Source organism: Sandarakinorhabdus oryzae, from assembly GCF_009733735.1.
Classification (GTDB): Bacteria; Pseudomonadota; Alphaproteobacteria; order Sphingomonadales; family Sphingomonadaceae; genus Sandarakinorhabdus; species Sandarakinorhabdus oryzae.
The window spans coordinates 1-24,813 of record NZ_WNJP01000031.1; the positions used below are offsets into that span (position 1 = coordinate 1).

General features: G+C 66.1%; 28 protein-coding genes. 10 read left to right on the plus strand and 18 right to left on the minus strand.

From position 1 onward, the window contains the following. Together GJ693_RS17695 and GJ693_RS05055 are read right to left on the minus strand one after the other, a co-directional pair. On the minus strand, positions 1 to 171 hold a 171-nt coding region (locus GJ693_RS17695), incomplete at its 3' end, for a pilus assembly protein TadG-related protein (protein WP_197041976.1). Then, positions 171 to 716, minus strand: a complete 546-nt coding sequence (locus GJ693_RS05055) for a TadE/TadG family type IV pilus assembly protein (protein ID WP_156255242.1) — start codon at positions 714 to 716, stop codon at positions 171 to 173. The genes GJ693_RS17695 and GJ693_RS05055, both read right to left, overlap by 1 nt. 199 nt (positions 717 to 915) lie before the next feature. On the opposite strand from GJ693_RS05055, the gene GJ693_RS05060 reads away from it, so the two are divergent. From GJ693_RS05060 to GJ693_RS05070, 3 genes are all read left to right on the plus strand, one after another. Further along, entirely contained in the window at positions 916 to 1,455 is a 540-nt protein-coding gene (locus GJ693_RS05060; protein ID WP_156255243.1) for a GNAT family N-acetyltransferase, read from the plus strand. A gap of 303 nt (positions 1,456 to 1,758) precedes the next feature. Beyond that, a complete protein-coding gene (locus tag GJ693_RS05065; RefSeq protein WP_156255244.1) occupies positions 1,759 to 4,395 on the plus strand; it encodes a TonB-dependent receptor plug domain-containing protein in 2,637 nt (878 codons plus the stop codon). Positions 4,396 to 4,485: 90 nt separating this feature from the next. Continuing rightward, positions 4,486 to 4,962, plus strand: coding sequence for a Rid family hydrolase (locus tag GJ693_RS05070; RefSeq protein ID WP_156255245.1), 477 nt, complete (start codon positions 4,486 to 4,488; stop codon positions 4,960 to 4,962). 56 nt (positions 4,963 to 5,018) lie between these two features. Here GJ693_RS05070 and GJ693_RS05075 read toward each other — a convergent pair whose 3' ends face one another. Continuing rightward, the gene (locus tag GJ693_RS05075; protein WP_156255246.1) at positions 5,019 to 5,657 is read right to left on the minus strand and encodes a carbonic anhydrase; all 639 of its coding nucleotides are present in this window, start codon (positions 5,655 to 5,657) and stop codon (positions 5,019 to 5,021) included. Between the two features lie 10 nt (positions 5,658 to 5,667). Then, positions 5,668 to 7,248, minus strand: coding sequence for a SulP family inorganic anion transporter (locus tag GJ693_RS05080; protein ID WP_156255247.1), 1,581 nt, complete (start codon positions 7,246 to 7,248; stop codon positions 5,668 to 5,670). Positions 7,249 to 7,345: 97 nt separating this feature from the next. Here GJ693_RS05080 and GJ693_RS05085 point away from each other — a divergent pair, with 97 nt between their 5' ends. Then, positions 7,346 to 8,008, plus strand: coding sequence for an MBL fold metallo-hydrolase (locus GJ693_RS05085; protein ID WP_156255248.1), 663 nt, complete (start codon positions 7,346 to 7,348; stop codon positions 8,006 to 8,008). Here the strand turns inward: GJ693_RS05085 and GJ693_RS05090 are convergent. The 6 genes from GJ693_RS05090 to GJ693_RS05115 form a co-directional block, all read right to left on the minus strand. Next, entirely contained in the window at positions 8,005 to 8,394 is a 390-nt protein-coding gene (locus GJ693_RS05090) for an ester cyclase (protein ID WP_197041977.1), read from the minus strand. The two genes, GJ693_RS05085 and GJ693_RS05090, sit on opposite strands and share 4 nt — an antisense overlap. Before the next feature lie 64 nt (positions 8,395 to 8,458). Then, complete coding sequence (locus tag GJ693_RS05095; RefSeq protein ID WP_156255250.1) at positions 8,459 to 8,875, minus strand: MAPEG family protein; 417 nt, start codon at positions 8,873 to 8,875, stop codon at positions 8,459 to 8,461. Then, positions 8,875 to 9,672 carry an outer membrane protein assembly factor BamD gene (locus GJ693_RS05100; RefSeq protein ID WP_156255251.1) on the minus strand — a complete coding sequence of 266 codons (798 nt, stop codon included), beginning with the start codon at positions 9,670 to 9,672 and terminating at the stop codon, positions 8,875 to 8,877. Before GJ693_RS05100 ends, GJ693_RS05095 begins: the two co-directional genes overlap by 1 nt. A gap of 73 nt (positions 9,673 to 9,745) precedes the next feature. Then, positions 9,746 to 11,188 carry an aldehyde dehydrogenase family protein gene (locus tag GJ693_RS05105; RefSeq protein ID WP_156255252.1) on the minus strand — a complete coding sequence of 481 codons (1,443 nt, stop codon included), beginning with the start codon at positions 11,186 to 11,188 and terminating at the stop codon, positions 9,746 to 9,748. Positions 11,189 to 11,199: 11 nt separating this feature from the next. Then, a complete protein-coding gene (locus GJ693_RS05110; protein ID WP_156255253.1) occupies positions 11,200 to 12,174 on the minus strand; it encodes an NADPH:quinone oxidoreductase family protein in 975 nt (324 codons plus the stop codon). 46 nt (positions 12,175 to 12,220) lie between these two features. Continuing rightward, the gene (locus GJ693_RS05115) at positions 12,221 to 13,126 is read right to left on the minus strand and encodes a hydrogen peroxide-inducible genes activator (protein ID WP_156255254.1); all 906 of its coding nucleotides are present in this window, start codon (positions 13,124 to 13,126) and stop codon (positions 12,221 to 12,223) included. A gap of 129 nt (positions 13,127 to 13,255) precedes the next feature. On the opposite strand from GJ693_RS05115, the gene GJ693_RS05120 reads away from it, so the two are divergent. From GJ693_RS05120 to GJ693_RS05135, 4 genes are all read left to right on the plus strand, one after another. Then, positions 13,256 to 13,804: a peroxiredoxin gene (locus tag GJ693_RS05120; RefSeq protein ID WP_156255255.1), complete on the plus strand. Its 549-nt coding sequence runs from the start codon at positions 13,256 to 13,258 to the stop codon at positions 13,802 to 13,804. 205 nt (positions 13,805 to 14,009) lie between these two features. Further along, positions 14,010 to 14,528, plus strand: coding sequence for a carboxymuconolactone decarboxylase family protein (locus tag GJ693_RS05125; RefSeq protein WP_156255256.1), 519 nt, complete (start codon positions 14,010 to 14,012; stop codon positions 14,526 to 14,528). Positions 14,529 to 14,652: 124 nt separating this feature from the next. Next, positions 14,653 to 15,327 (plus strand): serine O-acetyltransferase EpsC, encoded by a 675-nt coding sequence (gene epsC, locus GJ693_RS05130; RefSeq protein ID WP_156255257.1) that lies wholly within the window; start codon positions 14,653 to 14,655, stop codon positions 15,325 to 15,327. A gap of 31 nt (positions 15,328 to 15,358) precedes the next feature. After that, complete coding sequence (locus GJ693_RS05135; protein WP_156255258.1) at positions 15,359 to 15,697, plus strand: DUF2794 domain-containing protein; 339 nt, start codon at positions 15,359 to 15,361, stop codon at positions 15,695 to 15,697. A gap of 55 nt (positions 15,698 to 15,752) precedes the next feature. On the opposite strand, the gene GJ693_RS05140 is transcribed toward GJ693_RS05135, so the two are convergent. Further along, positions 15,753 to 16,649, minus strand: coding sequence for an SDR family oxidoreductase (locus GJ693_RS05140; RefSeq protein ID WP_156255259.1), 897 nt, complete (start codon positions 16,647 to 16,649; stop codon positions 15,753 to 15,755). Between the two features lie 191 nt (positions 16,650 to 16,840). On the opposite strand from GJ693_RS05140, the gene GJ693_RS05145 reads away from it, so the two are divergent. Both GJ693_RS05145 and GJ693_RS05150 read left to right on the plus strand, forming a co-directional pair. Beyond that, positions 16,841 to 17,302 (plus strand): Tse2 family ADP-ribosyltransferase toxin, encoded by a 462-nt coding sequence (locus GJ693_RS05145; protein WP_156255260.1) that lies wholly within the window; start codon positions 16,841 to 16,843, stop codon positions 17,300 to 17,302. A 27-nt stretch (positions 17,303 to 17,329) separates the two neighbouring features. Next, positions 17,330 to 17,548: a hypothetical protein gene (locus tag GJ693_RS05150; protein ID WP_156255261.1), complete on the plus strand. Its 219-nt coding sequence runs from the start codon at positions 17,330 to 17,332 to the stop codon at positions 17,546 to 17,548. A 9-nt stretch (positions 17,549 to 17,557) separates the two neighbouring features. On the opposite strand, the gene phoB is transcribed toward GJ693_RS05150, so the two are convergent. The 7 genes from phoB to GJ693_RS05185 all read right to left on the minus strand — a co-directional run. Next, complete coding sequence (gene phoB, locus GJ693_RS05155; RefSeq protein ID WP_156255262.1) at positions 17,558 to 18,274, minus strand: phosphate regulon transcriptional regulator PhoB; 717 nt, start codon at positions 18,272 to 18,274, stop codon at positions 17,558 to 17,560. A 21-nt stretch (positions 18,275 to 18,295) separates the two neighbouring features. Beyond that, a complete protein-coding gene (phoU, locus tag GJ693_RS05160; protein ID WP_156255263.1) occupies positions 18,296 to 19,006 on the minus strand; it encodes a phosphate signaling complex protein PhoU in 711 nt (236 codons plus the stop codon). 35 nt (positions 19,007 to 19,041) lie between these two features. Then, a complete protein-coding gene (gene pstB, locus GJ693_RS05165) occupies positions 19,042 to 19,788 on the minus strand; it encodes a phosphate ABC transporter ATP-binding protein PstB (RefSeq protein ID WP_156255267.1) in 747 nt (248 codons plus the stop codon). Positions 19,789 to 19,829: 41 nt separating this feature from the next. Next, positions 19,830 to 21,155, minus strand: a complete 1,326-nt coding sequence (gene pstA / locus GJ693_RS05170; protein WP_235902650.1) for a phosphate ABC transporter permease PstA — start codon at positions 21,153 to 21,155, stop codon at positions 19,830 to 19,832. Continuing rightward, positions 21,155 to 22,549 carry a phosphate ABC transporter permease subunit PstC gene (pstC, locus tag GJ693_RS05175; protein WP_156255264.1) on the minus strand — a complete coding sequence of 465 codons (1,395 nt, stop codon included), beginning with the start codon at positions 22,547 to 22,549 and terminating at the stop codon, positions 21,155 to 21,157. The genes pstA and pstC overlap by 1 nt, the downstream gene beginning before the upstream one ends. Next, positions 22,546 to 23,610, minus strand: coding sequence for a substrate-binding domain-containing protein (locus GJ693_RS05180; RefSeq protein WP_156255265.1), 1,065 nt, complete (start codon positions 23,608 to 23,610; stop codon positions 22,546 to 22,548). The genes pstC and GJ693_RS05180 overlap by 4 nt, the downstream gene beginning before the upstream one ends. A 128-nt stretch (positions 23,611 to 23,738) precedes the next feature. Beyond that, positions 23,739 to 24,813: sensor histidine kinase (locus GJ693_RS05185; protein ID WP_156255266.1), on the minus strand; the 1,075-nt coding region annotated here is incomplete at its 5' end.

Below are 24,813 nucleotides of genomic sequence, written 5' to 3' on the forward strand. Positions count from 1 at the left end.
GGCGGCGGCATCGGCCGCGACCTGCAGCCGGGCCTGGGCCGTGAACAGGGCGGCGCCATCGACGGCAAAGCCGACGGCCGCCGTCAACATCGGCAGCGCCAGCGCAAACACCGGCGCCATGGCGCCGGCGCGCCGGCCATGCGAACGCAACAGGTTCAGGCGGGGGCGCATCAGGCTTCCTTCACCATGCGAACGGTGACCGACAGGGTGGCCGGCATCGGCGCCAGCGGCAGCACGGTCGCCCGGCGCGAGGGAAATTCCATGCGGGCAACGACATCGCCGCCCACCGCCGCATCGGTCACTTCGGTGACGATATCGTCACCGCCGCCACCGCTGCCCCCACCGTTGCCATTCCCGTTGCCATTGCCGGCGCCGCAGCCGCCCGGGCCATAGCCGCCGATATCGCCAGCATCGCCATTGCCGCCACCGCAATTGCGGTCGCCGCCCGAACTGCTGGTCACCCACGGTGGCAGCGCATCGCGCATCATCGTCTTGCCGCCGGCGACATCGGCGCTGCCCACTGCCACGGCACGGGCCGCATTGCGCGCGCCATAGAGCGCCATGTTCCATGTATAGAACAGCACGCCATATTGAATGATGCCGCCCAGCATCAGCACAAATAATGGCAGTACAAGTGCAAATTCAAAGGCGCTTGCCCCGGTGCGGTCGCGGGCCAGTCTCTGGCCCAGATTCAGTATGGTCTTCTGATCAATCATGATGAATCGGCCACTTCTTTACGCAAAAATACCCGCGACTCGGCTGGTTTAACCAAAGTTGTTGACGTTTATGAGAAGAAAAACTTAAGAACATCTTTACAGCGCGCTGGCGCATCGTCGGCCTTGAACTGGCCGCCCGGCTTGGGCAGTCTGGCCCGCAACAATGCCGCCCCGACGGCCCTGCGAGACCCGGAACATCATGGCCCAGATCAGCATCCGCTCCGCCCGCGCCGACGAGATTCCGGCGCTCGAAGCGCTGATCACCGCTTCGGCGCGGATTCTCAGCCAGGGCTATTACACGCCGGAAGAGACCGAGGCCGCGATCACCCATGTCTTCGGGGTGGACAGCGAACTGGTCGCCGACGGCACCTACCTGGTGGTCGAAGACGAAGACGGCGACATTCTGGGCTGTGGCGGTTGGAGCAAGCGGGCGACGTTGTTCGGCGGTGACCGCTTTGGCGGCCGCGCCTCCGGCCTGCTCGATCCGGCGCGTGATGCCGCCAAGATCCGCGCCTTCTTCGTGGCACCACATGCCGCCCGGCGCGGGGTCGGCGCGGCGCTGCTGAGGGCGTGCGAGGACGCGGCGGCGGCCGCCGGCTTTGCCCGGACCGAGCTGATGGCCACCCTGCCCGGCGAGCCCTTCTATGCCGTCCATGGCTATGCCCCACGCCCCGGCATCACCACCGATTGCGGCGGCGTGGCCGTGCGCTTCGTGCCGATGGACAAGACGCTGGGCTGACCGCCAGCCTGTTACATTCCGGCCACAGCCCCGTCACCGATCGGACCGGTGCGCGAATGGCGTATGTCGCCCGCGCGTCCATGCCGCTTTGAAGGCAGCCACCGCAATCCGGTTTCAGGCCTGCAAGCAGGACTTTGTTGATCGGGTTGCGCGGGCGTTGCCAAAGTGCGGGCAGCGTCGGGATGCCGGGCTGCATGGCCTTTCATCCCGTGATGCTCGCTGGGGACGGGCTGGATCATGTGCGGCAAGGGGGCGTGCCGATCCAGCCACGACTGGCATGACATACTCAACCAGGGGATTGAAATGACGCGATTTCACGCAAGGGCCCATCGGGGCGAGATGACGCTGGCGACGTCGCTGCTGGCGCTGGCGCTGGCTGGCCTGTCGGCCCCGGCGATTGCCGCCGACGCCGCCGATGACCAGGCCGCCACCGCTGCCGCCGATGGCAAGGACGACACCACCATCGTCGTCACCGGCACCCGCCGTACTGACCGCACCGTGGCCGAATCGGCCGTGCCGATCGACGTCTTCACCGCCCAGGACCTCAAGGTGCAGGCCAGTTCCAGCCTGCAGACCGTGCTGAAGAACCTGGTGCCCTCGTTCAACCAGCAGCGCAACGCCGGTGCCGACGGCTCGGCCTTCGTGCGTCCGCCCACCCTGCGCGGCCTGCCGCCCGATCAGATCCTGGTGCTGATCAACGGCAAGCGCATGCACCGTTCGGCGCTGGTGCAGGTTGCCGGCGACTCGCTGTCGGTGGGTTCGCAAGGCCCCGACCTGTCGCAGATCCCGTCGATTGCGCTCGGCCGCATCGAAGTGCTGCGTGACGGCGCCGCCGCCCAATATGGTTCAGACGCCATTGCCGGCGTGATCAACCTGGGCCTGCGCACCAACGACAGCGGCATCGAGCTCAATGCGCGTTACGGCCAGACCTATCGCGGCGACGGCAAGGATTGGCAGCTGAACGGCAACGCCGGCTTCAAGCTGGGTGACGGCTATCTCAACATCTCCGGCGAATTCACCGATCAGGGCCTGTTCAACCGCGCCCTCGACCGCCCGGATTCGGCCATCCTGCGCGCCGCCGGCGTCAAGGTGCCTTCCCCGCCGACCCGTTATGGCCAGCCCGAAAGCCAGGCCTTCCGCTTCGTCGTCAACTCGGCCATTCCGGTGGGTGACAAGCAGGAAGTCTATTTCTTCGGTAACTATGGCCAGGCCAAGCAGGAAGTCGATTTCAACTATCGCCGCCCGTTCGGCATCGCCGCGCAGAGCTTCATCCCGCGTCCGGGCCTGCCGGCCTCGACCTCGTCGTTCGGCAAGTCGATCCCTACGGTCTATCTCGACGCCATTCCCGGTGCCCTGACGCCGCAGGGCAAGCCGATCTATGACGCCAACGGCCGCACCTTTGAAGCCAGCCAGTTCTACCCGGATGGTTTCACGCCGCTGTTCAAGAGCACCAATGAGGACTTCTCCGCGGCCGTCGGCTATCGCGGCGACACGGCGTTCGGCATGCACTTCGACCTGTCGGCGTCGGGCGGCATGAACAAGATCAGCTACCGCATGGACAACACGCTGAACCCGTCCATCGGCCCGGCCAGCCCCAGGAATTTCTACCTGGGCTTCCTGCAGCAGCGCGAACTCAACCTGAACCTCGATGTCACCTATCCGATCGAGGTCGGCTTTGCGACGCCGCTCAACATCGCGGCCGGTGCCGAATTCCGGCGTGAAACCTATGTGGTTGGCCTCGGCCAGGTCGAATCCTACCAGATCGGCCCTTATGCCCAGCAGACGGTGCGACGCAGCGATGGCACGACCTTCTCCAACACCGCGCCGATCGGTGCCAACGGCTTCCCCGGCTACAGTCCGGACGCCGCCACCAACACGTCGCGCAACAGCTACTCGGCCTATCTCGACCTTGAAACCAGCATCGTCGAAAGCTTCGATTTCGGCATCGCCGGCCGCTACGACCATTTCAGCGACTTTGGCGACACCTGGAACGGCAAGATCAGCGCGCGCTGGGCGATCACCCCGGCCATCGCGCTGCGCGGCGCGGCCAGCACTGGTTTCCGCGCACCGACGCCGGGCCAGTCGTCCACGGCCAACGTGCAGACCGCCTTCCCGAACGGCAGCACTGTACCGGTCGCGGTCGCCACGGTGACCCCGGGCAGCACCACCGGCATCTTCTTCGGCTCGCAGCCGCTGAAGCCGGAAAAGTCGACCAGCTTCTCGGGCGGCGCCGTGCTGACTCCGGGCGGCGGCTTCAACGTCACGCTGGACTATTACAACATCAAGGTGCGTGACCGCATCGCCATCACCTCGTCGTTCAACGTGACGCCGGCGCAGCAGGCGGCGCTGGCGGCGCTGGGTGTGGCCAATGCCTTCGATCTGGGCCAGGTGAACTATTTCACCAACGGCTTCAAGACGCGCACCCAGGGCGTCGACTTCGTGGCCTCGCATCGCGCCAACACCAGCGCTGGCAATTTCAACACCAGCCTGGCCATCAACTACAACAAGACCAAGGTGATCGAGCGGACCATCCCGGCAGCGATCGATGTGCGCCGTGCCGCCAACATCGAGGGCCTGACCCCGCGCTGGCGCGCTGTGCTGGCCGAAAGCTGGACCAGCGGCATGTTCGACGCCACCGCGCGCCTGAACTATTTTGGCAAGATCACCAGCTACAACAACCAGTCGGCGCTGCTGACCGACCCCGGCACGCAGGAGTTCCGGGCCGACGTCAGCTTCGATCTGGAAGTGGGCGTGACCTTTGCCGAGAAATATCGCGTGGCTGTGGGTGGCGAGAATATCTTCAACCGCTATCCGGAGCGGGAAGAGCGCAACATCTTCCCGACCACCGGTGCCCAGGCCAACGGCCGCATCTACAACGATGCGTCCCCGCTCAGCTACATGGGCGGCTTCTGGTACCTGCGCGCCTCCGCGAAATTCTGATCGCGAGAGGCGGGCATTATCGCTTGCCAACAGCGGGCGGCAGGGCAATCCTGCCGCCCGCTTGTTTTTGCAACCTGAGGGGACATCATCATGAAAATCTTCGCGCTTGCTGCTGCTGCCGCCGTCGTGCTTGCCGCGCCGGCCATTGCCGCGCCCAAGGCCAATGTGGAGAAGGTCGGCACGCCCGGCGGCCGTATCCTCACCGCCGCCAAGGTGTCGGCCAAGGCCACCACTGTCTATCTGTCGGGCAACCTGGCCTCGCCGCAGACGCCGGGCGGCAATGACTATGGCGATACCAAGACCCAGACGGTCAGCACGCTGAAGAAGATCAAGGAACTGCTGGCGACGCACGGCATGACCATGAAGGACATCGTGCGCATGGACGCCTATCTGGTGGCGGCGCCGGGCATGGACGGCAAGATGGACTTCGCCGGCTTCAACGCCGGGTTCGCCGAGTTCTTCAACACTGCCGAGAACCCGACCACCACCACCCGCACCACCATGCAGGTCGCCGCCCTGGCTGGCCCGCAGTTCCTGGTGGAGCTGACAGTGATCGCGGCCAAGTAAGGCGATCCACAAGAGCTCGAAGGGGCCGTCGCGGCAACACGGCGGCCCTGTTCGTTTCAGACCAGCACGCGTTCCGGCTTGGGCACTTCGGTCAGGATCGTGTCGCGGTCGATGCGCATCAGCGGCTTGATGTGGCCGTCGCGCAGATCATAGACCCAGCCGTGCAGCTGCAGCGGTTTGCCGGCGGCAAAGGCATCCTGAACCGGCCCGGTGCGCGCCAGGTGCAGCAGCTGGTCGCGCACGTTGATCTCCACCAGCCGGTTCACCCGCGCCTCGCCTTCGGGCAGCGCCTCGATCTCGCCGCGGTGATCGGTCAGCACCTGGCGCGCATGTTCCAGCCAGTGGGCGATGGGGCCATCGGGGGCGCCGTCCAGCGCCGCCTGGATGCCGCCGCAGCCATAATGGCCGCAGATCACCACGTTCTGCACCTCCAGCACATTGATGGCATAATGCAGCACCGCCATCAGGTTGCGATCATCTGGATAGACGAGATTGGCGATGTTGCGGTGGACGAAGAGCCCGCCGGGCACCGCCTGGGTCATCTGGTCGGGCGCCACCCGGCTGTCGGAACAGCCGATCCACAGGAACACCGGCCGCTGCCAGTTGATGTTGCGGTTGAAGAACTCCGGGTTCTCGGCCAGCATTTCGGCGGCCCAGGCCCGGTTTGACAGCAGCAGCTGATCGACTTCCTGCATCGGTGAACCCTTATGTGGCGCGGGCGCGGGTGACGGGGGCGTTGATCATTGCGGCGGCCTTGCGGGTGTGATCGGCGCGCAGCTTGACGTCGATGCCGCGATAGGGCGCGGCGCGGGCGAAGCTGTTGATGATGTCGATGCAATCGAGATCGACATAGTTTGTGGCCGACAGGTCGATCAGCAGCTGGGCACCGTCGGGCACCCGGGCCAGCGCCTCCTGCAACGCCGGCTTGTGCATGAAATAGAGGTTGCGCCGCGCCCGCACCATCACCGTGCCGCCATATTCGACATAGGTGATGATGCCGCCGGTGGACCGCCAGATGACAAAGCCCATGCCCACCACCAGGCCGATGGCGATGCCGACCAGCAGATCGGTGAACAGGATCGCCAGCACGGTCACCACGAACGGGATGAACTGGCTGAGCCCCTGTTTCCAGCGCTGCATGAACAGCGCCGGCTTGGCCAGCTTGTAGCCGGTGGCGATCAGCACGGCGGCCAGCGCCGACAGCGGGATGAGATTGAGGATGGCCGGCATCAGCGCCAGGCCGAGCAGCAGCCAGGTGCCGTGCAGCATCGTCGACAGCCGCGAATCCGCACCGGATTCAACATTGGCCGACGAGCGCACGATGACCGAGGTGACCGGCAGGCCACCCAGCAGCCCGGAGACGAGATTGCCCGCCCCCTGCGCCATCAATTCGCGGTTCTTGTCGGTGACGCGGCGCTTGGGATCAAGCTCGTCCACCGCCTTGACGCTGAGCAGCGATTCAAGGCTGGCGACGATGGCCAGGGTGAGCGCCGCCGTCCACACCTTGGGATTGGTGAAGGCGCCGACATCGGGCAGGCGCACCTGGTCCACCAGCGCCCACGGCGTGGCAGAGACCGGCACCTGCACCAGGTGGGTGCTGGCAATGGCCAGATCCGGCGCAAAGGCCTGGAAGCCGGCGTTGGCCGCGACCGCGAACAGCACCACGACCAGCGGTCCGGGCAGGAGTTTCAAGGGGCCGTCCTTGGGCTTGGCCTTGTCCCACCAGAACAGGAAGACCAGGCTGATGGCGGCGATGATGGCGGCGCCCCAGACGAAATCATTGTTGAGCGCGTGCATCAGCGCGCTCAGCGTGTTGTCGCCATCGGGCTGGAAGAAGCTGAAATCGCCTTCGGGATCGCCGTCATAGCCCACCGCGTGCGGCAGCTGCTTGAGGATGAGGATCAGGCCAATGGCGGCCAGCATGCCGGTGATCACCGCGCCCGGCACGAATTCGGCAATCACGCCGCCGCGCGTGGCCGCGAACAGCAGCTGCAGCAGGCCCGCCAGGCAGACGGCCGCCAGAAACGCCTCGAAACTGGGCAGGCTGGTGATGGCGGCCAGCACGATGGTGGTGAGGCCCGCCGCTGGCCCGGCCACCGACAGCGGTGAGCGGCTGATCGCACCGACCACGATGCCACCGACGATGCCGGCGACCAGGCCCGACATCAGCGGCGCGCCGGACGCCAGCGCCACGCCCAGGCACAACGGCAGCGCCACCAGGGCTACCACCAGCGACGCCGGCACATCCTGTCGCCAGCTGGCCAGCACGCCTGTCCCTGCAACCATCGTCAATCGCTCCCATTACAATCCAGCAAGGGATAGCAGGCTGAGGGCGACCGGCAAGTGCTTGCGCGCTGGCCGCGGATTCGCCAGAGACAGGGACATGACCGCCAAGCCGCCGCTCCAGGCCATCATCGTGCCCGTCACGCCGTTGCAGCAGAACTGCACCCTGTTGTGGTGCACGAAGACCATGCGCGGTGCCTTCACCGATCCGGGCGGCGATCTCGACCGGCTGAAGAAGGTCGCAGCCGACAATGGCGTGACCATCGAGAAGCTGCTCGTCACCCACGGCCATATCGATCATTGTGGGCTCACGGCGGTCCTGGCCCGTGATCTGGGGGTGCCGATCGAGGGGCCGCACCGCGACGACAAGTTCTGGATCGACATGAACCCCGCCCAGGGCGCCGCCTATGGCGTGGCCGGTGCCGAGGCGTTCACGCCCGACCGCTGGCTGGAAAATGGCGACCAGGTGACGGTGGGCGAACTGGTGCTCGACGTCTATCACTGCCCCGGCCACACGCCCGGGCACGTGGTGTTCCACCATGCACCGTCGCAGCTGGCGATCGTTGGCGACGTGCTGTTTCAGGGCAGCATCGGCCGCACCGATTTCCCCAAGGGCAATTACAATGACCTGGTGGAGGCCATCACCACCAAGCTGTGGCCGCTGGGCAACGAAACCGCCTTCGTGCCCGGCCATGGCCCGATGAGCACCTTTGGCCGCGAACGGCAGAGCAATGCCTTCGTGGCGGACCGGATGCTGGGTTAACCGGCGGCGGCGAGCAGCGGCGCCAGATCGATCACCGCCCAGACCGCGTCAACGCGGCCATCACGAAACCGGTAGACCGTGTGTTCGGCCAGCGCGGCCGGCTGACCATTGGTTGGAATGCCGAAGAACGGCATGACGGCAGTGCCGGTGCGGCGCAGGCGCACGCTGAGATGATCGCCGTCGATGATCAGCTGACGGATTTCGACATGCGAATCCGGCACCATGGCCTGCACCGCCGCGAACAGGTCGCGCATCTGCGCCCGACTGAAAGGCTGGTCATCATAATCGAAGGTCTCGTGATAGAAACCGACAGCCGCGTCAAAACGTGCGGCGTTGATATTGTCGATGTAGGCGCGAAAACGCGCTTCGATGTCTGCCCTGTCCACCCCCGCCCTCCCCGCGATGAACCTGCCGAAGCGTCTCAAAGCGCTATCGGGCCGTCAAGCGGCCTCAGACGAAATCGTGCGGGCCGGGCGGCGGCACAAAGCCCAGCCACAGCGCCCACAGCGACAGCGCCAGGATCAGGCCCCAGCTGGCCAGGGCGCCAAAGGCGCGGAACGGGTTGGGCGCCGGCCGGCTCATGCCGATCATGTGGGCAATGCGGGCCAGCACCAGCAAGGCGCCGGCGCCCCACAGCCACAGCGAGCCATGGCCGCTGGTCAGCTCAATGCCGGCCATCAGCACCAGGGTGAAGGGCACAAATTCGGTGAAATTGGCGTGGGCGCGGATGCGTTCCAGCATCAGCTGGTCACCACCGTCGCCCAGCATGATCTTGCCCGACACGCGGCGGGAGACGACCCTGAAGGTCAGCACCATGAACACCAGGCCGAGCAGGCCGGCGGTGATCAGGGTGACCGGGATCAGCATCAGCCGGCGGCCTTGCGCGGCGCGTCCGGTACCCAGCGTTCGATCAGCTTGTAGCTGCGGTCATACCATTTCGAGCCGGGATAATTGTTGCCGAGCACGGCGGCGGCCTTGGTCGCCTCTTCGGGCACGCCCATCGACAGATAGCATTCGACCAGCCGGTGCAGCGCCTCGGGCACGTGGCTGGTGGTGTCGTATTTGTCGATCACGGTGCGGAAACGGATGATCGCCGCCAGATACAGGCCCTGCCCCTGGTAGAAGCGGCCGACCTCCATTTCCTTGCCGGCGAGGTGGTCGCGCGCCAGATCGACCTTCAGCCGGGCATCGGCGGCATAATCGGTGTTGGGATAACGGCGGATCAGTTCGCCAAGCGAATCAAGCGCTTGCTGGGTGGTCTTCTGATCCTTGTCCACCCCCATGATCTGGTTGTAGTGCGAGAGCGCCACCATGTAATAGGCATAGGGCGCCTCGCGGCTGCCGGGGTGCAGCGACAGGAAGCGCTGCGCGGCGCCGATCGATTCCTGATACTCGCCGGCGGCATAATAGGCATAGGACGACATCAACTGCGCCCGGCGCGCCCACACGCTGTAGGGGTGCTGGCGCTCGACTTCGTCGAACTGCGCGCCGGCCAGGCGATACTGGCGGCGCGAGAGGGTTTCGCGGGCGGCGCTGTAGAGGGTTTCGACGTCCTGCGCGACATAGCTCTGGTCCTTGCGCGGCTTGCGGCTGTTGGCACAGGCGGTCAGCAGCACAGGCGTCAACAGCAAAAGGGCAAGGGCGATGCGGTTCGGGCGGGACATGCGGGCATCCCTAGCAGGATGGTTGTGGGCAGGGAAGTAGCGCGCCGCGGCTTAACGCCCGATGGCCGCAGCCTCACAAATCCTGCGGGCGGCGGCGGATGACGAGGTTCCTGATCTCGGTCATGTCTTCCATGGCAAAGCGCACGCCTTCGCGGCCCAGCCCGCTGTCCTTCACGCCGCCATAGGGCATGTTGTCGACCCGGTAACTGGGCACATCGTTGATCACCACGCCGCCGACATCGAGCACGTCCCACGCCTTCAGCATGTGGAACAGGTCGCGGGTGAAGATGCCCGCCTGCAGGCCGAACTTGCTGTCGTTGACGATGTCGAGCGCCTCGTCGAACGTCTTGAAGCGGGTGAAGAAGGCGACCGGGCCGAACGCCTCCTCGGTGTTGAGCCTGGCGCTGCGCGACACATCCTCCAGCAAGGTCGCGGCCAGCATGGCGCCGTCGCGCTGACCGCCGCACAGCAGCGTCGCGCCGCTGGCCACGGCCTCCTGGATCCAGCCATCCAGCCGCGCCGCCTCCTTCACGTCGATCATCGGGCCGATAAAGGTGGCTTCGTCGCGCGGGTCACCGGCGATCAGCTTCGCCGTGCGCTCGACCAGCCTGGCCTTGAAGGCGTCATAGACGTCATCATGCACCAGGATGCGCTGCACGCCGATGCACGACTGGCCGGACTGGTAGAAGGCGCCAAACACGGTGCGATCGGCCGCATCATCCAGATCGGCATCGCGATCGATGATCACCGCCGCATTGCCGCCCAGTTCGAGCACCACCTTCTTCTTGCCGGCCCGCGCCTTCAGATCCCAGCCCACATCGGGCGAACCGGTGAAGCTCAGGAGCTTCAGGCGATCATCAGTGGTGAACAGGTCCGCGCCTTCGCGGTGCGCCGGCAGGATGGAGAAGGCGCCGGGCGGCAGATCGGTTTCGGCCAGCACTTCGCCGATGATGATGGCGCCCAGCGGTGTGCGGCTGGCCGGCTTCATCACGAACGGGCAGCCCACCGCGATGGCCGGCGCGATCTTGTGGGCGGCGAGGTTCAGCGGGAAATTGAACGGGCTGATGAAGCTGCACGGGCCGATCGGCACGCGCTTCCACATCCCCTGATAGCCCTTGGCGCGCGCCGAGATGTCGAGCGGCTGCACCTCGCCGGTCATCCGCACGCTTTCCTCGGCGGCGATCCGGAACGTGTCGATCAGCCGGCCGACCTCGCCGCGGGAATCGCGGATCGGCTTGCCGGCCTCGACGCACAGCGCATCGGCCAGTTCGTCGGCGCGCTCGGTGAAGCGCTTGACGCAGTGGGCCAGCACGGCCTGGCGCTCGAAACTGGCCATGCGCGCCATCGGCTCGGCCGCCGCGACCGCCGCCGCGATGCCACGGTCAATCGTCGCGGCGTCGGCTTGCGCCACGCGCGTCGCCGGCAGCTGCGTGAACTTGTCGGTCACCACCAGGTCGGCGTTGGGCTGTTCGGCCCGGTTCGCGACATAGAGCGGATAGGTGTCGCGCAGCGCCATGGTCTTGCCTCTCAAACGGTCAGGACGATCTTGCCCAGCGCCTTGCGGTCCATCATCCAGCGAATGGCTTCCGGGCCCTGGTCAAGCGTGAAATGGCGCGAGACATGCGGCTTCAACTTGCCGTCCGCATACCAGCGCAGCAGTTCTTCCATGTTGTCACGATGCAAAGCCGGCTCGGCCTGGGTGAAGGCGCCCCAGAACACGCCGACAATGCTGGCGCCCTTGATCAGCGGCAGGTTCAGCGGCAGCGCCGGGATGGCACCGGCGGCAAAGCCAATGACCAGATAGCGGCCGTTCCAGGCGATGCCGCGGAAGGCCGGCTCGGCATAGCGGTCACCCACCGGATCATAGATCACGTCGGCGCCCTTGCCGCCGGTGAGCTGCTTCACGCGCTCCTTCAGATCCTCGGTGGCATAGTTGATCACCTCGTCGGCGCCCATCTCCCGGCACAGCGCCAGCTTTTCAGCGGAGGACGCGGCGGCAATCACCTTGGCGCCCATGACCTTGCCCAGCTCCACGGCGGTCAGGCCGACGCCGCCAGCCGCGCCCAGCACCAGCAAGGTCTCGCCGGGCTTCAACTGGCCACGCTGTTTCAGCGCGTGGTGGCTGGTGCCATAGGTCATGGTGAACCCGGCGGCGACGTCGAACGGCATGCCGGGCGCCATGCGCACGATCTGGCTGCGGTTGGCGATCACCTCCTCGGCCATGGCGCCGTGGCCGGTCATGGCGATGACCTGGTCCCCCACCGCGATGTCGGACACGCCTTCGCCCACCGCGCTCACCACGCCGGCACATTCCCCGCCGGGGCTGAACGGCAGCGCTGGTTTGAACTGATAGAGATTCTGGATGATCAGCGTGTCGGGGAAATTCACCCCCACCGCCTTCACGCTGATCCGCACCTGGCCCTTGCCCGGTTCCGGCACCGCCACATCTTTCACCACCAGTTTTTCCGGTGGCCCGTGTTCAACGCACAGCACGGCCTTCATCAAATGCTCTCCCCAAATGCGGTTTCGCTGGCACAATAGCCGGCGGTTACAGCAGCGCCAATCCTGCCATTAGTGACTCGCCCAGCAGGCGGAACTCGGCTTCCCGCGGGGAGCCCTGTCGCCAGACCAGCGCCACCGTGCGCGCCGCATTCCCCGCCACCGGCCGCGCGATCAGATCACTGCCGGCGATGATGCCGGCGTCCAGCGCCAGTTTTGGCACCAGCGTCTGGCCCAGGCCGCCGGCCACCATCTGCACCAGCGTGACCAGGCTGGTGCCGCGATGGGCCGGATCGGCGCGCAGTTCCGGGCGGCCGCAGGCCGAAAGCGCCTGTTCCTTCAGGCAATGCCCATCTTCCAGCAGCAGCAGATGGTGCGGATCAATGGCATCGGGCGCCACCGCTGGCGGCGGATCGGGCAGATCGCCGGGGCGGAACACCAGGAAGAAGGGATCATCGAACAGCGGCATCACCGTGAGGCCCGGCGTTTCCCACGGCAGCGCCAGCAGCACGACATCGAGCATGCCACGCGCCAGCGCCTCGCTGGCCGGGCCGCTCATCTCCTCGCGCAGGTGCAGCTTGAGGTCGGGCCAGTCGGCGCGCACCCGTGGCAGCGCGCGCGGCAGCAGATAGGGCGCGATGGTGGGGATGACGCCGAGGCGCAGCGGGCCGGAAAGCGGCTTGTCGCCACCCACCGTCAGCCCGGCCAGTTCATCGGCTTCGCGCAGCACGTCATAGGCCTTGGCCACCACGCGCTCGCCCATCGGCGTGAAGCGCACCACGCGCCGGTTGCGCTCCACCAGCCGCACGCCCAGCAGTGATTCGAGCTCGGCCAGGCCGGCCGACAGAGTGGACTGGGTCACGAAGCAGGCTTCGGCGGCGCGGCCGAAATGGCCATGGATGTGCAGCGCCGTCAGATACTGCAGCTGTTTCAGGGTGGGGAGAAAGGCTGTCATCGATAAAGTCGATTTGTCACACAGATATTATCGATTGGATTTCTATCTGATGCGCTATCATGGGGCAAGGCGTCGGATGGGGTTTGGCCCCGTCTGAGCCGAATCAACCCACAAAAAGGACCTTACCCCATGGCTTTGACCGTTGGTGATACCATTCCCTCGTTTGATCTTCCCGTGCAGCAGGGCGTTGCCGCGCTGCCGGCCGGCGAAACGCTCGACATCACCAAGGCCTTCCCGGGCAAGTGGAAGATCCTGTTTTACTGGCCGAAGGATTTCACCTTCGTCTGCCCGACCGAGATCATCGGCTATGGCGATCTGAAGGGTGACTTCGCCGATCGCGACGCCGTGCTGATCGGCGCCTCGACCGACACCGATTTCGTGCACTTCGCCTGGCGCAAGTCGGACGAGCGCCTGGCCGCGGCCGATTTCCCGTGGCTGGCCGATAACAGCAAGCTGCTGGCCGACGCGCTGGGCATCGTGGTGCCGGGCGCCGGTGTCGCCCTGCGCGCCACCTTCATCATCGATCCGGACAACGTGATCCAGCACGTCACTGTCAACGGCCTGAACGTCGGCCGCAACCCGGCCGAAACGCTGCGCATCCTCGATGCGCTGCAGACCGACGAGCTGTGCCCGTGCAACTGGACCGACGGCCAGGACACGCTGAAGCCAGCCGCGTGACGGCGAGGGGATAGCGCGCAGCGCTATCCCCCGACTCGTCAAAGGCCGGCCGGCGGGGCGGCGGGCAGCTTGGGAAGGCTTGGATTTCCAAGCCAATCCAAGTGCCCGCCGAACCCGTTCGACGTCAGCCGCGGCTTTGCCGCGGCCCCTTCCCCTTCTTCCAATCCAACCCTCGCCCCCGATGGCAGAGGGGAAAGGCACACCCATGATCTTTTCCGAACTCGCCAAGACCCTGCCGGATTATGCCAAGGATCTGCGCCTCAACGTCTCCAGCCTGCTGACCGAGCAGCTGCTCAGCGACCAGCAGAAGTGGGGCACGATCGTTGCGGTCGCCCATGCTTGCGCGCACAAGCCGCTGATCGATGCGGTGGAGGCAGAGGCCGCGACCAAGCTGTCGCCCGAAGCGCTGAACGCCGCCAAGGCCGCGGCCAGCATCATGGCGATGAACAACATCTATTACCGCTTCACCTACATGGCGTCGCGGCCGGACTACAAGACGATGCCGGCCAAGCTGCGCATGAACGTGATCGGCGCGCCGGGCATCGAGAAGGCCGATTTCGAGCTCTTCAGCCTGGCGGTTTCCGCCGTGAACGGCTGCGGCATGTGCATCGACGCCCACGACAAGGTGCTGGCCCAGCACGGCGTGGGCGCCGACAAGATCCAGGCAGCGGTGCGGATCGCCGCCGTGGTGCATGCGGTGGCGCGGACACTTCAGGCGCTGTAACGCCGCCAACGCCACAAAAGTGCAACATGAAAGGTCGGTCATCCCACGCGGGGTGACTGGCCTTTTTGTTCGAGATGGATTAAGTCACGCTCAAATCGGAGGCCTGCCCCCGGCCGGCCGGAGAATGACCATGGGTTTGATCGCCTATCTCGACTCGGTGAAGCAGCGCGACCCGGCGCCGCGCTCGCGCTGGGAAATTCTCACCTATCCCGGCGTCTGGGCGCTGGGCTTCCACCGCATCGCGCACCTCTTGTTCTCCGCCCGCTTCTTCTTCCTGGCGCGGCTGGTCAACCACATCGCGCGGCTGCTCACCGCCATCGACATTCACCCCGGCGCGCGCATCGGGCGCAATTTCTTCATCGATCACGGTTTCGTGGTGATCGGAGAGACCGCCGAGATCGGTGACGAGGTGACCATCTATCAGTGCGTGACGCTGGGCGGCACCGATCCGGCCGGCGGCATGGGCGGCAAACGCCACCCGACCATCCTTGATGGCGCCATCATCGGTTCCGGCGCGCAGGTGCTGGGCCCGATCACGGTTGGTGCCAAGGCCCGCATCGGTGCCAATGCCGTGGTCACCCGGGATGTGCCGGAAGGCGCTACCATGGTCGGCATCCCGGCCAAGGCCGTGGTGATGGCGGCCGAGGATTATGTGAAGCCGTTCCTGCCCTATGGCACGCCGTGCGCGCAGAAGTTCGATCCGGAAACCCAGAAACTGGAACTGCTGCGCTGCGAGCTCGAGACGCTCAAGGCACGGATCGACGAGCTGACCCGCGAAGAGGCCCGCAAGGCCGGTTGACCTCGCTGGCGCGCCGCGCCACATCTTGGGCGTGAGCATCGTCATCCCGCTGACCCAGACTGGCATTCGCCAGGTCGCCTTCACCCGCCCCGAACTCGATCGCATCATGTCGCTCTATGGCCGCATGGTCGCGGCCGGCCTGTGGCGCGACTATGCGCTGGAACTGGGCGAGAGGATCGCCAGCTTTTCGGCCTTCCGCCGTTCGGCCGAGAATCCCGAAGTCCGCCTGGTCAAGGACCCGGCGCTGCGCAACCGCCAAGGCGAGTGGGTGCTCTATGGCGAAGGCGGCGTGGTGCTGAAGCGCGGCCACGAACTGGCCGGCGTCCTGGCGGTGGTGGAGCGGCGGCTGTTGAAGGCGGTTGACGGGTGAAATGAAAAAGGCGGCCCCGAAGGACCGCCCTTTCGTATTCCAAGAACCCCTGCCCTCAGCGCGCGCCGCCCAGCGCCGTTTGGGCCTGCGCACCGCCATTATCCGGCGTCAGCTCGCCGGTGCGGTCGCTGATCTCGGCAAAGCGGGCCGCCACGGTTTCGGCGGTCAGTTCCTCGGCGGAAAGATGCACGCCGCGGGTGAGCGTCACATAGGCGCGCTCGATGCCGCCGCCGCCGGCGTTGAGGATGACATTGGTCGGCGCCTCTTCCGACACGAGGTAGACAGCGGCCGGCACCACGGTTTCCGGGCCCATCTTTTCCAGCAGCGCCGGCGGCATCAGATCCTCGGTCATGCGCGTCGCGGCCAACGGCGCGATGGTGTTCACGTGCACATTGTACTTGCCGCCTTCCAGCGCCAGCGTCTTCATCAGGCCAACCAGCGCCAGCTTGGCGGCGCCATAATTGGCCTGGCCGAAATTGCCATAAAGGCCGGTGGAGCTGGTGGTCATCAGGATGCGGCCATAGGCCTGCTCGCGCATCAGTTCCCACACCGCCTTGGTGCAGTTGACGCTGCCCATCAGGTGCACGTCCAGCACCGTGCGGAAATCATCCAGGGTCATCTTGGCAAAGGTCTTGTCGCGCAGGATGCCGGCGTTGTTGACCAGGATATCGATGCGGCCCCAGCGTTCCTTGACGTTGGCGACCATCTTTTCCACCGCCGCCATGTCGGTGACGCTGGCGCCGTTGGCCATGGCTTCGCCGCCGAACGCGGCAATCTCATCAACCACCGCCTGCGCCGCCGACAGTGACGCGCCAGAGCCATCGCGGGCGCCGCCGAGATCGTTGACCACCACCTTGGCGCCACGCCGTGCCAGATCCAGCGCATAGGCCCGGCCCAGGCCGCCGCCGGCCCCGGTGACAATGGCAACGCGCCCTTCAAAGCTGATGGTCATGGAAAATTCGCCCCTCGCAAAGTGGAATCTGTCCCGCGCCGTTTACCCAAGCCGGCAAGGTGTGGAAAGCGATTCTGCCACCCGCCCCCGCAGATTGGGGAGTGACGAGCCGCAGCCGCGCTGCGTCTTGCGCCGGCCCATCAGGCTGCTGTAACTTGTGTCTGGGTCGAGCAAGCAGGAGGCAGCACGTCATGCCAACCACCGCCGTTGACCTGTATCGATCCTTGATTGGTGATGCCGCGAAATTGCGCGTCAGGAAGGGCGTGCCCGACAAGGGCATGCTGTATCCGCGCTGGACCGAATCCGAATATGTCGACCGCTATGGCGAGACCAAGATCAGCCGCGCCGATGTTCGCATTGAAGTGGGTGCCAATGGCCCCGAGGTGGTGGATGATGGCGGCGGCACTTCGTTGCACGATGTCAGTGGCTGGTTCGGTGGCCGTGAATTCCACATCCCGGCCGGCACCGAATATTCCGAGGAGATCCTGATCATCAAGGACGAGAAGAAGAAGACCAATCCCAAGGGCACCGTTTCTGGCTACCATTATCAGCTGGCGGTCCGCACGCGGATGACCCAAACCCAGTTCATGGGCTATCTCGACAACATGGCGCGGGCCGCTGTCGTCAGGCAGAACACGCTGGCGCGCCAGTAAGCGCCCTTAGTCACAGGGAAGATCAGCATGCCCGAAATCTCGGTGAACACGATGATTGTCGCCATCCAGGCGGTGGCAGCACAGGTGCGCCAGATGCGGGCCGTGGCCGCGATGGACGATGCCCAGCCCGAAGAGCTGATGTTGCTGGAGGAGTGGCTGGAAGCCGCCGAAGACCTAGAGCGCGCCTACGACAAGGCGGCCAAGACCATCATCAACTTGCCGCCCTATGACCGGCTGGCGCCCTGACCCTCAGGGTCAGGCCGCCTGCATTGCCGGCACGGCATCGAGCGAATAGCCGGCCGAGCGCACGGTGCGGATCAGATCGGGCAGTTCCTCGCCATTGGGGCCGGCGTTGACGGCCTTGCGCAAGCGGCGGATGTGCACGTCGACGGTGCGCTGCTCCACATAGACATCGCGGCCCCAGACGGCGTCGAGCAGCTGCTCGCGGCTGAACACACGGCCGGGATGTTCGAGGAAGTGGCGCAGCAGGCGGAATTCCGTGGGCCCCAGCTGCACGGTGCGGCCATCGCGGGTGACGCGGTGGGCCGTCGTGTCCATGGCGATGCCGGCGAATTCCAGCGCGCCGCCCTGCAGGGCCGGGCGCAGGCGGCGCAGCACGGCGCGGATGCGGGCGACCAGTTCGCGCGGGGAAAACGGCTTGGTCATGTAATCATCGGCACCGGTTTCGAGGCCGCGGATACGGTCCGCTTCGTCGCCGCGGGCGGTGAGCATGACGATCGGCAGGTTGGCCGTGGCCGGCGCCCGGCGCAGGCGGCGGCAGACCTCGATGCCCGACAGGTTGGCGATCATCCAGTCGAGAATGACCAGATCGGGCTTTTCCTCTTCAGCCAGGGTCAGGGCTTCCTCGCCATCGCCGGTGCGGACGACATCAAAGCCTTCCTTTTCGAGATTGTAGGTCACCAGCTCGATCAGGCTGGCGTCGTCTTCAACAAGCAGGATCTTCGCGCGCATGGGTCGGTCTCCTGGGCTGGCTTATTGCGGGTTGTAGACGCTGGAGGTCATGTCGGTCTTGGGGCGTTCGGCCGGGCGTTCGCCAGTGGCGGTGAAATAGACCATCTCGGCCACCGACGTGGCGTGGTCGCCAATGCGCTCCAGATTCTTGGCGACGAACAGCAGGTGCGTGGATGGCGTGATGTAGTGCGGATTTTCCATCATGAAGGTGAGCAGCGAGCGGAACAGCGAGTTGTAGAACTCGTCCACCTGCTGGTCGCGCTGCAGGATGGCCAGGGCCTTTTCGGCGTCGCGATCCACGAAGGCGTCGAGCGTGTCGCGGATGATTTCCACCACCGTGCGCGCCATTTCCGGAATGATCACCGCCGGGGCGACCGGCTGCGACTGGGCGACGACAGCGGCGCGCTTGGCGATATTCTTGGCATAATCGCCGATGCGTTCCAGCACGCCGGCAATCTTCAGCGCCGCCACGATCTCGCGCAGATCGTCGGCCAGCGGGGCGCGCAGGGCGATGATCCGCACGGCCAGCGCTTCGGCTTCGGCCTCCAGCTCGTCCATGCGCTTGTCGGCATCGACCACCACGCGGGCGGCCTCGCTGTTGCGGGCCATCAGCGCGTCGACGGCATCGGCGATCTGGGTTTCGCACAGGCCACCCATGCGGGAAATCACCGCGCGCAGCTGGGCAATGTCGTCGTCGAAGCTCTTGACGGTGTGGGCGGTGGTCTCTGCCATGGGTCTGGCCTTTGTTGGGTCGGGCTGGTGGGGGTTCAGCCGTAACGACCGGTGATATAGTCCTTGGTGCGCGTCGCCTTCGGGTTGGTGAAGATCACCGACGTGTCATCATACTCCACAAGGCTGCCGAGGTGGAAAAAGGCGGTCTTCTGCGAAACGCGCGCCGCCTGCTGCATGTTGTGGGTAACGATGACGATGGCATAACGGCCGCGCAATTCGTCAATCAGCTCCTCGATGCGCGCCGTCGCGATCGGGTCGAGCGCCGAGCAGGGCTCGTCCATCAGGATGACTTCGGGATCGACCGCGATGGCACGCGCGATACACAGGCGCTGCTGCTGCCCGCCCGACATGGCGGTGCCGCTCTCGCCCAGGCGGTCCTTCACTTCGTCCCACAGGCCAGCACGACGCAGGGCGCTTTCCACGATCCCGTCCATATCGGCCTTGGAGCGGGCCAGGCCATGCAGGCGCGGGCCATAGGCGACGTTCTCGTAGATCGACTTGGGGAACGGGTTGGGTTTCTGGAACACCATGCCGACGCGGGCGCGCAGCTGCACCACGTCCATGGCGCTGGCATAGATATCCTGGCCATCGAGCTCGATCTGGCCATCGACACGGGCGCCATCGATAGTGTCGTTCATGCGGTTGAGGCAGCGCAGGAAGGTGGACTTGCCGCAGCCGGAAGGCCCGATGAAGGCAGTGACATGTTCGGCCGACACGTCGATGGAGACGCCCTTGATGGCCTGTTTCTGGCCATAGAAGACGTTCACATCACGCGCCGTCATCTTGGGCGGCGGCTCGTTGTGGCCGATTGCAGGATTGGTGCTCACCAGCGCCTCTCGAAACGGTTGCGAAGATAGATGGCCAGGCTGTTCATGGCGATCAGCACGACCAGCAGCACGATGATCGCCGCCGAGGTCTTCTCGACAAAGCCGCGCTGCACGTCGTCGGACCACAGGAACACCTGCATCGGCAGCACGGTGGCCGGCGCGGTGAAGCCCTGCGGCACATCGGTGACGAAGGCGCGCATGCCGATCAGCAGCAGCGGCGCGGTTTCACCCAGCGCGCGGGCGACGCCAATGATGGTGCCGGTCATGATGCCGGGCAGCGCCAGCGGGAGCACATGGTGGAACACCACCTGGATCGGCGAGGCGCCAATGCCCAGCGCGGCATCGCGGATCGACGGCGGCACCGATTTGATGGCGACACGCGCGGCAATCACGATCACCGGCATGATCATCAGCGCCAGCGTGATGCCGCCGACCAGCGGCGCCGAACGCGGCATGCCGGCAAAATTCAGGAAGAAGGCCAGGCCCAGCAGGCCGAAGATGATCGACGGCACCGCAGCGAGATTGTTGATCGACAGCTCGATGATGTCGGCGACGCGGCCCTTGGGCGCGAATTCCTCCAGCCAGACCGCCGACAGCACGCCCAATGGGAAGGCGATGGCGATGGTGACCAGCAGGGTGAGCAGCGAGCCCAGCGCGGCGCCGCCGATACCGGCCAGTTCCGGTTCGGTCGAATCGGCGTTGCCCAGGAAGGCGCCATTGAACCCGGTGCGCAAGCGCCCCTGCCCTTCGAGCCAGCGCCAGTCTGCCACTTCGCGATCGGAGACGCCGCGGCTGTCGGCTGGAGCCGACAGGTCAAACTTGCCCTTGGCAAGCAGATCGATGGAGGAGCGCACCGGCACCCACAGGCTGGCCTTGTGGCCAAGCAGCGCCGGATCCGCCATCACCGCATCGCGCAGCTGCATCCAGGCCGCATCCGACAACTGGTCGCTGGCGGGGCCCAATTGCTGGGCGGCCTGCAGCAGCAAGGCCTGCCAGTCGGCACGGGCCAGCATCACCTGGCCATTGGGGCCGGCCGCGGCCGCCGGATCGACACCCAGCGTGGTGGCATCGAACTGCACCTCGATGCGGGCTTCGGTGCGCAGGAAACCGGTCCAGCCGTCGCGCACGATGGTGAACAGCAGGAAGGCGAGGAAGCTGGCGGCGACCACCAGCGCGCCGGCGCCGAGCCGGCGGAAATTGCGTTCCTTGGCATAGCGCGCGGCGATGCGCTTCTGCATGGCCGGGGTCGTCCAGTCCGTCGGCTGTCGTTCGGGCATGGCGGCGGCCGGGGCGGCCGCGCCGGGGGCAGCAAGCGTCGCCATCACTCGTAGGCCTCGCGATAGCGCTTCACGACGGAGAGCGCGTAGATGTTGAGGATCAAGGTCATCACGAACAGCACCAGGCCCAGCGCGAAGGCGGAGAGCGTCTTGGCGCTGTCAAACTCCTGGTCACCGGTGAGCAGCGCAACGATCTGGGTGGTGACGGTGGTGACGCTGGCGAATGGATTGGCAGTGAGATTGGCGGCGAGGCCAGCGGCCATCACCACGATCATCGTCTCGCCGATGGCGCGGCTGACGGCGAGAAGCACGCCGCCGATGATGCCGGGCAGCGCGGCGGGCACCATCACCTTCTTGACCGTTTCCGACAGGGTCGCACCCATCGCCAGGCTGCCATCGCGCATGGCGCGCGGCACGGCGGCCAGGCTGTCATCGGCCATCGAGGAGACGAACGGAATGATCATCACCCCCATCACCAGGCCGGCGGCGAGCGCGCTGTCGGACGAAGCGTCGGTCATGCCCAGCGCGACGGCAAGGCCGCGGATCAACGGCGCCACGGTGAGCGCGGCGAAGAAGCCATAGACCACGGTGGGCACCCCGGCGAGCAGCTCCAGCACCGGCTTGAGCCAACGCCGAAGGCGAGGATCGGCATATTGGGTGAGATAGATGGCCGACATCAGCCCCAGCGGGATGGCCACCAGCATGGCGATGATCGCGCCGATGAAGATGGTGCCCCAGAACAGGGGCACCGCCCCGAAGGCGCCGGTGGAGCCAACCTGATCGGCGCGGATCGCCGTCTGCGGGCTCCAGGTGAGGCCGGTCAGGAACTCGACGGGTGAGACCATCTGGAAGAATCGCAGCGATTCAAAGATCAGCGACAGCACGATGCCGAAGGTGGTGAGGATGGCGACCACCGAGGCCAGCAGCAAAAGGGCGCGCACCTGGGTTTCAACCCGGTTGCGGGCACGGAAATCCGGGCGCAGCCGCGACCAGCCCCACAGCCCGCCCATCGCCAGCAGCGCCACGGCCAGCGCCCCGGCCAGCATGTCACCATTGGCGCGGGCAGCCGCATAAACCGGCGCCAGCCGCGGGGCGAGCGGGTTGAAAGCCTGCGGCAGGTCGCCGTTCACCAGCCCGCGCACTTCGTTCATCAGGGCCTGGGCATCGTTGGGCGCGGTCGGGCGCTCGGCGGCCGGCAGGCTGCCCAGCACCTGGCCTTCGATCAGCCGTTCACCGCTGATGCCCCAGCCGGCCAGCACCACCAGCGCCGGCGCCAGCGCCAGCACCGCCACATAGGCGCCGTGATAGATGGGCCGCGAATGCACTGCGCCAATGCGCCCGCCGCTGGCCGCGACCATGCGATTGCCGCGCGCCCGGCCGGCCAGATAGGCAAGGCCTGCCAGGCCCAGCACCAGCGCCAGGGCGATCAGCATCCTCATTTGATCGCGCCCTCGTCCAGCAGGGTCAGGTTGCGCGCGGTAACTTCGCCGGCGCGGCGGACGGGTTCGGGCGCGGCCACGAGACCCTTGCGGGCGAGATAGCCGGCGCGGCCCCAGGTCGATTCCCGCGCATATTCAGCCAGGAATTCGCGCATGCCGCGCACCGCCGGGACGTGCTGCGCCTTGATATAGATGAACAGCGGCCGCGACGCCGGATATGTGCCGCTGGCGATATTGTCATAGGAAGCGGTGACACCGGCTAGCGGCACGTCCTTCACCCGGTCGCTGTTCTCTTCCATGAAGGAAAAGCCGAACACGCCCAGCGCCTGCGGGTTGGCGGCGATCTTCTGCACGATCAGATTGTCGTTTTCGCCGCCTTCGATGAAGGCGCCATCCTCGCGCACCTGCTCGCAAATCTTCTTGTGCGCGGTCTCGTCGCTCTTCTTCAGCGCCTGCATCGCCGGTTCGCTGTTGCAGCCCTTGAGCATGTAGAGCTCGTTGAAGCTGTCGCGCGTGCCGCTGGTCGGCGGCGGTCCGATCACCTCGATGCGGATAGCGGGCAGCGCCGGGTTCACATCCTTCCAGGTGCGGGCCGTGTTGGGCCCCTTGCCGAACGGATTGGCGGCCAGCGCCAGATAGACATCGCGTTCGGTGAGCGAGGGGAAGCTGGCCCCACGCGCCTGGGCAATCACCAGACCGTCGATTCCGACCTGCAGTTCGATCAGGCCCTTCACGCCATGTTTGGCGCAATCATCCAGCTCGCTGCGCTTGATGCGGCGCGAGGCGTTGGACGCGTCGGGGAACTGCGCGCCCAGGCCGGCGCACATCAGCTTGATGCCGCCGCCGGTGCCGGTTGATTCGACGATCGGCGCCGGGAACTGCGGCCATTTGCGCTTGAACTGTTCGGCCACCGCCGTGGTGAAGGGATAGACGGTCGAGGAGCCGACAATGCGGATCTGCGTGCGGCTGCCGCCCGAACAGGCAGCAAGCCCGGCCGCCAGGGTGACAGCCAGGCCGAAACCGAGGGCAGCAGACACGCGGATTGCGGCCAAGAAATTCATCCTCTTGAGGGTGTGGCCGGGTGACTTACGGTCCCGGCCTTCTGCCCCGCTGGCTTGGCCTTTATGACCATCGAATGTGGGCCATATGACGGTTTCGTGACGCTTTTGTTACAGCGCCTGTGGATGACTCAGGCAATCGGCAAGGTGAAGGCCACCGTTGTGCCCTCGCCCAGCCGGCTGTCGATCTCCAGCCGGCCGCGGTGGCGCTCGACGATATGCTTGACGATGGCGAGGCCAAGGCCGGTGCCGCCCATGGTGCGGCTGCGCTGCGAATCGATGCGATAGAAACGCTCGGTCAGTCGCGGCAGATGTTCGGGCGCGATGCCTTCGCCTTCATCGCTCACCGTCACCCGCACACTGCCGCCCGGCGAATTGGCGACGGCGGCCAGCGCGACGCGGATCGGCGTGCCGCTGCGGCCATATTTGAGCGCGTTCGAAACGAGATTGTGCAGCACCTGCAGCACCTGGTCACGATCGGCGATCACTCGCGGCAGATCGGCCGGCTCGTCGATGATCAGCTGGCGGTGGTCCGCCTCCAGCCGCATCGCCAGCGTGCCACCGACTTCGGCGACCAGGCCTTTCAGATCAAGCGGCTGGGTCGGCCGGATGAACTTGTCGAGCTCGATGCGCGACAGGCTCATCAGATCGTCGATCAGCCGGCGCATGCGGTCGGCCTCGGTCGCCATGATGGCGAGGAAGCGCTGGCGCGCCGGCTCGTCCTCGGCCGCCGGGCCCTGCAGCGTCTCGATGAAACCGGTCAGCGTGGCCAGCGGCGTGCGCAGTTCATGGCTGGCGTTGGCGACAAAATCGACCCGCATGCGCTCGGCCGCCTTGGCCTGGGTGTTGTCATCGAGCAGCACCAGGCAGCGGCCTTCGCCATCGCCCACCACGCGCAGGCGGAAATGCCGGTTGCCGCTGCCCAGCCCGGTCAGTTCGCGCTCTTCAGCAGGCTTGCCGGCCAGCACCGCGTCCACCGCATCGAGCAGCGCCGGGTGGCGCACGGTGAGTCTCAAGTCGCTGCCCACCACGCGATCGCCCAGCAGGGCGCGGGCCTGCGCATTGGCGGCCTCGACCAGCGCGCCGCGCGTCACCAGCACGGCATCGTTGAGGCTTTCGATGTGGATGCGATCGGGCGGCGGCAGCGGCGCCAGCGGCGGCGCCGGCTCGGGCAATGGCACCGGCGCCGGCGCTTCGCTGTCGGGC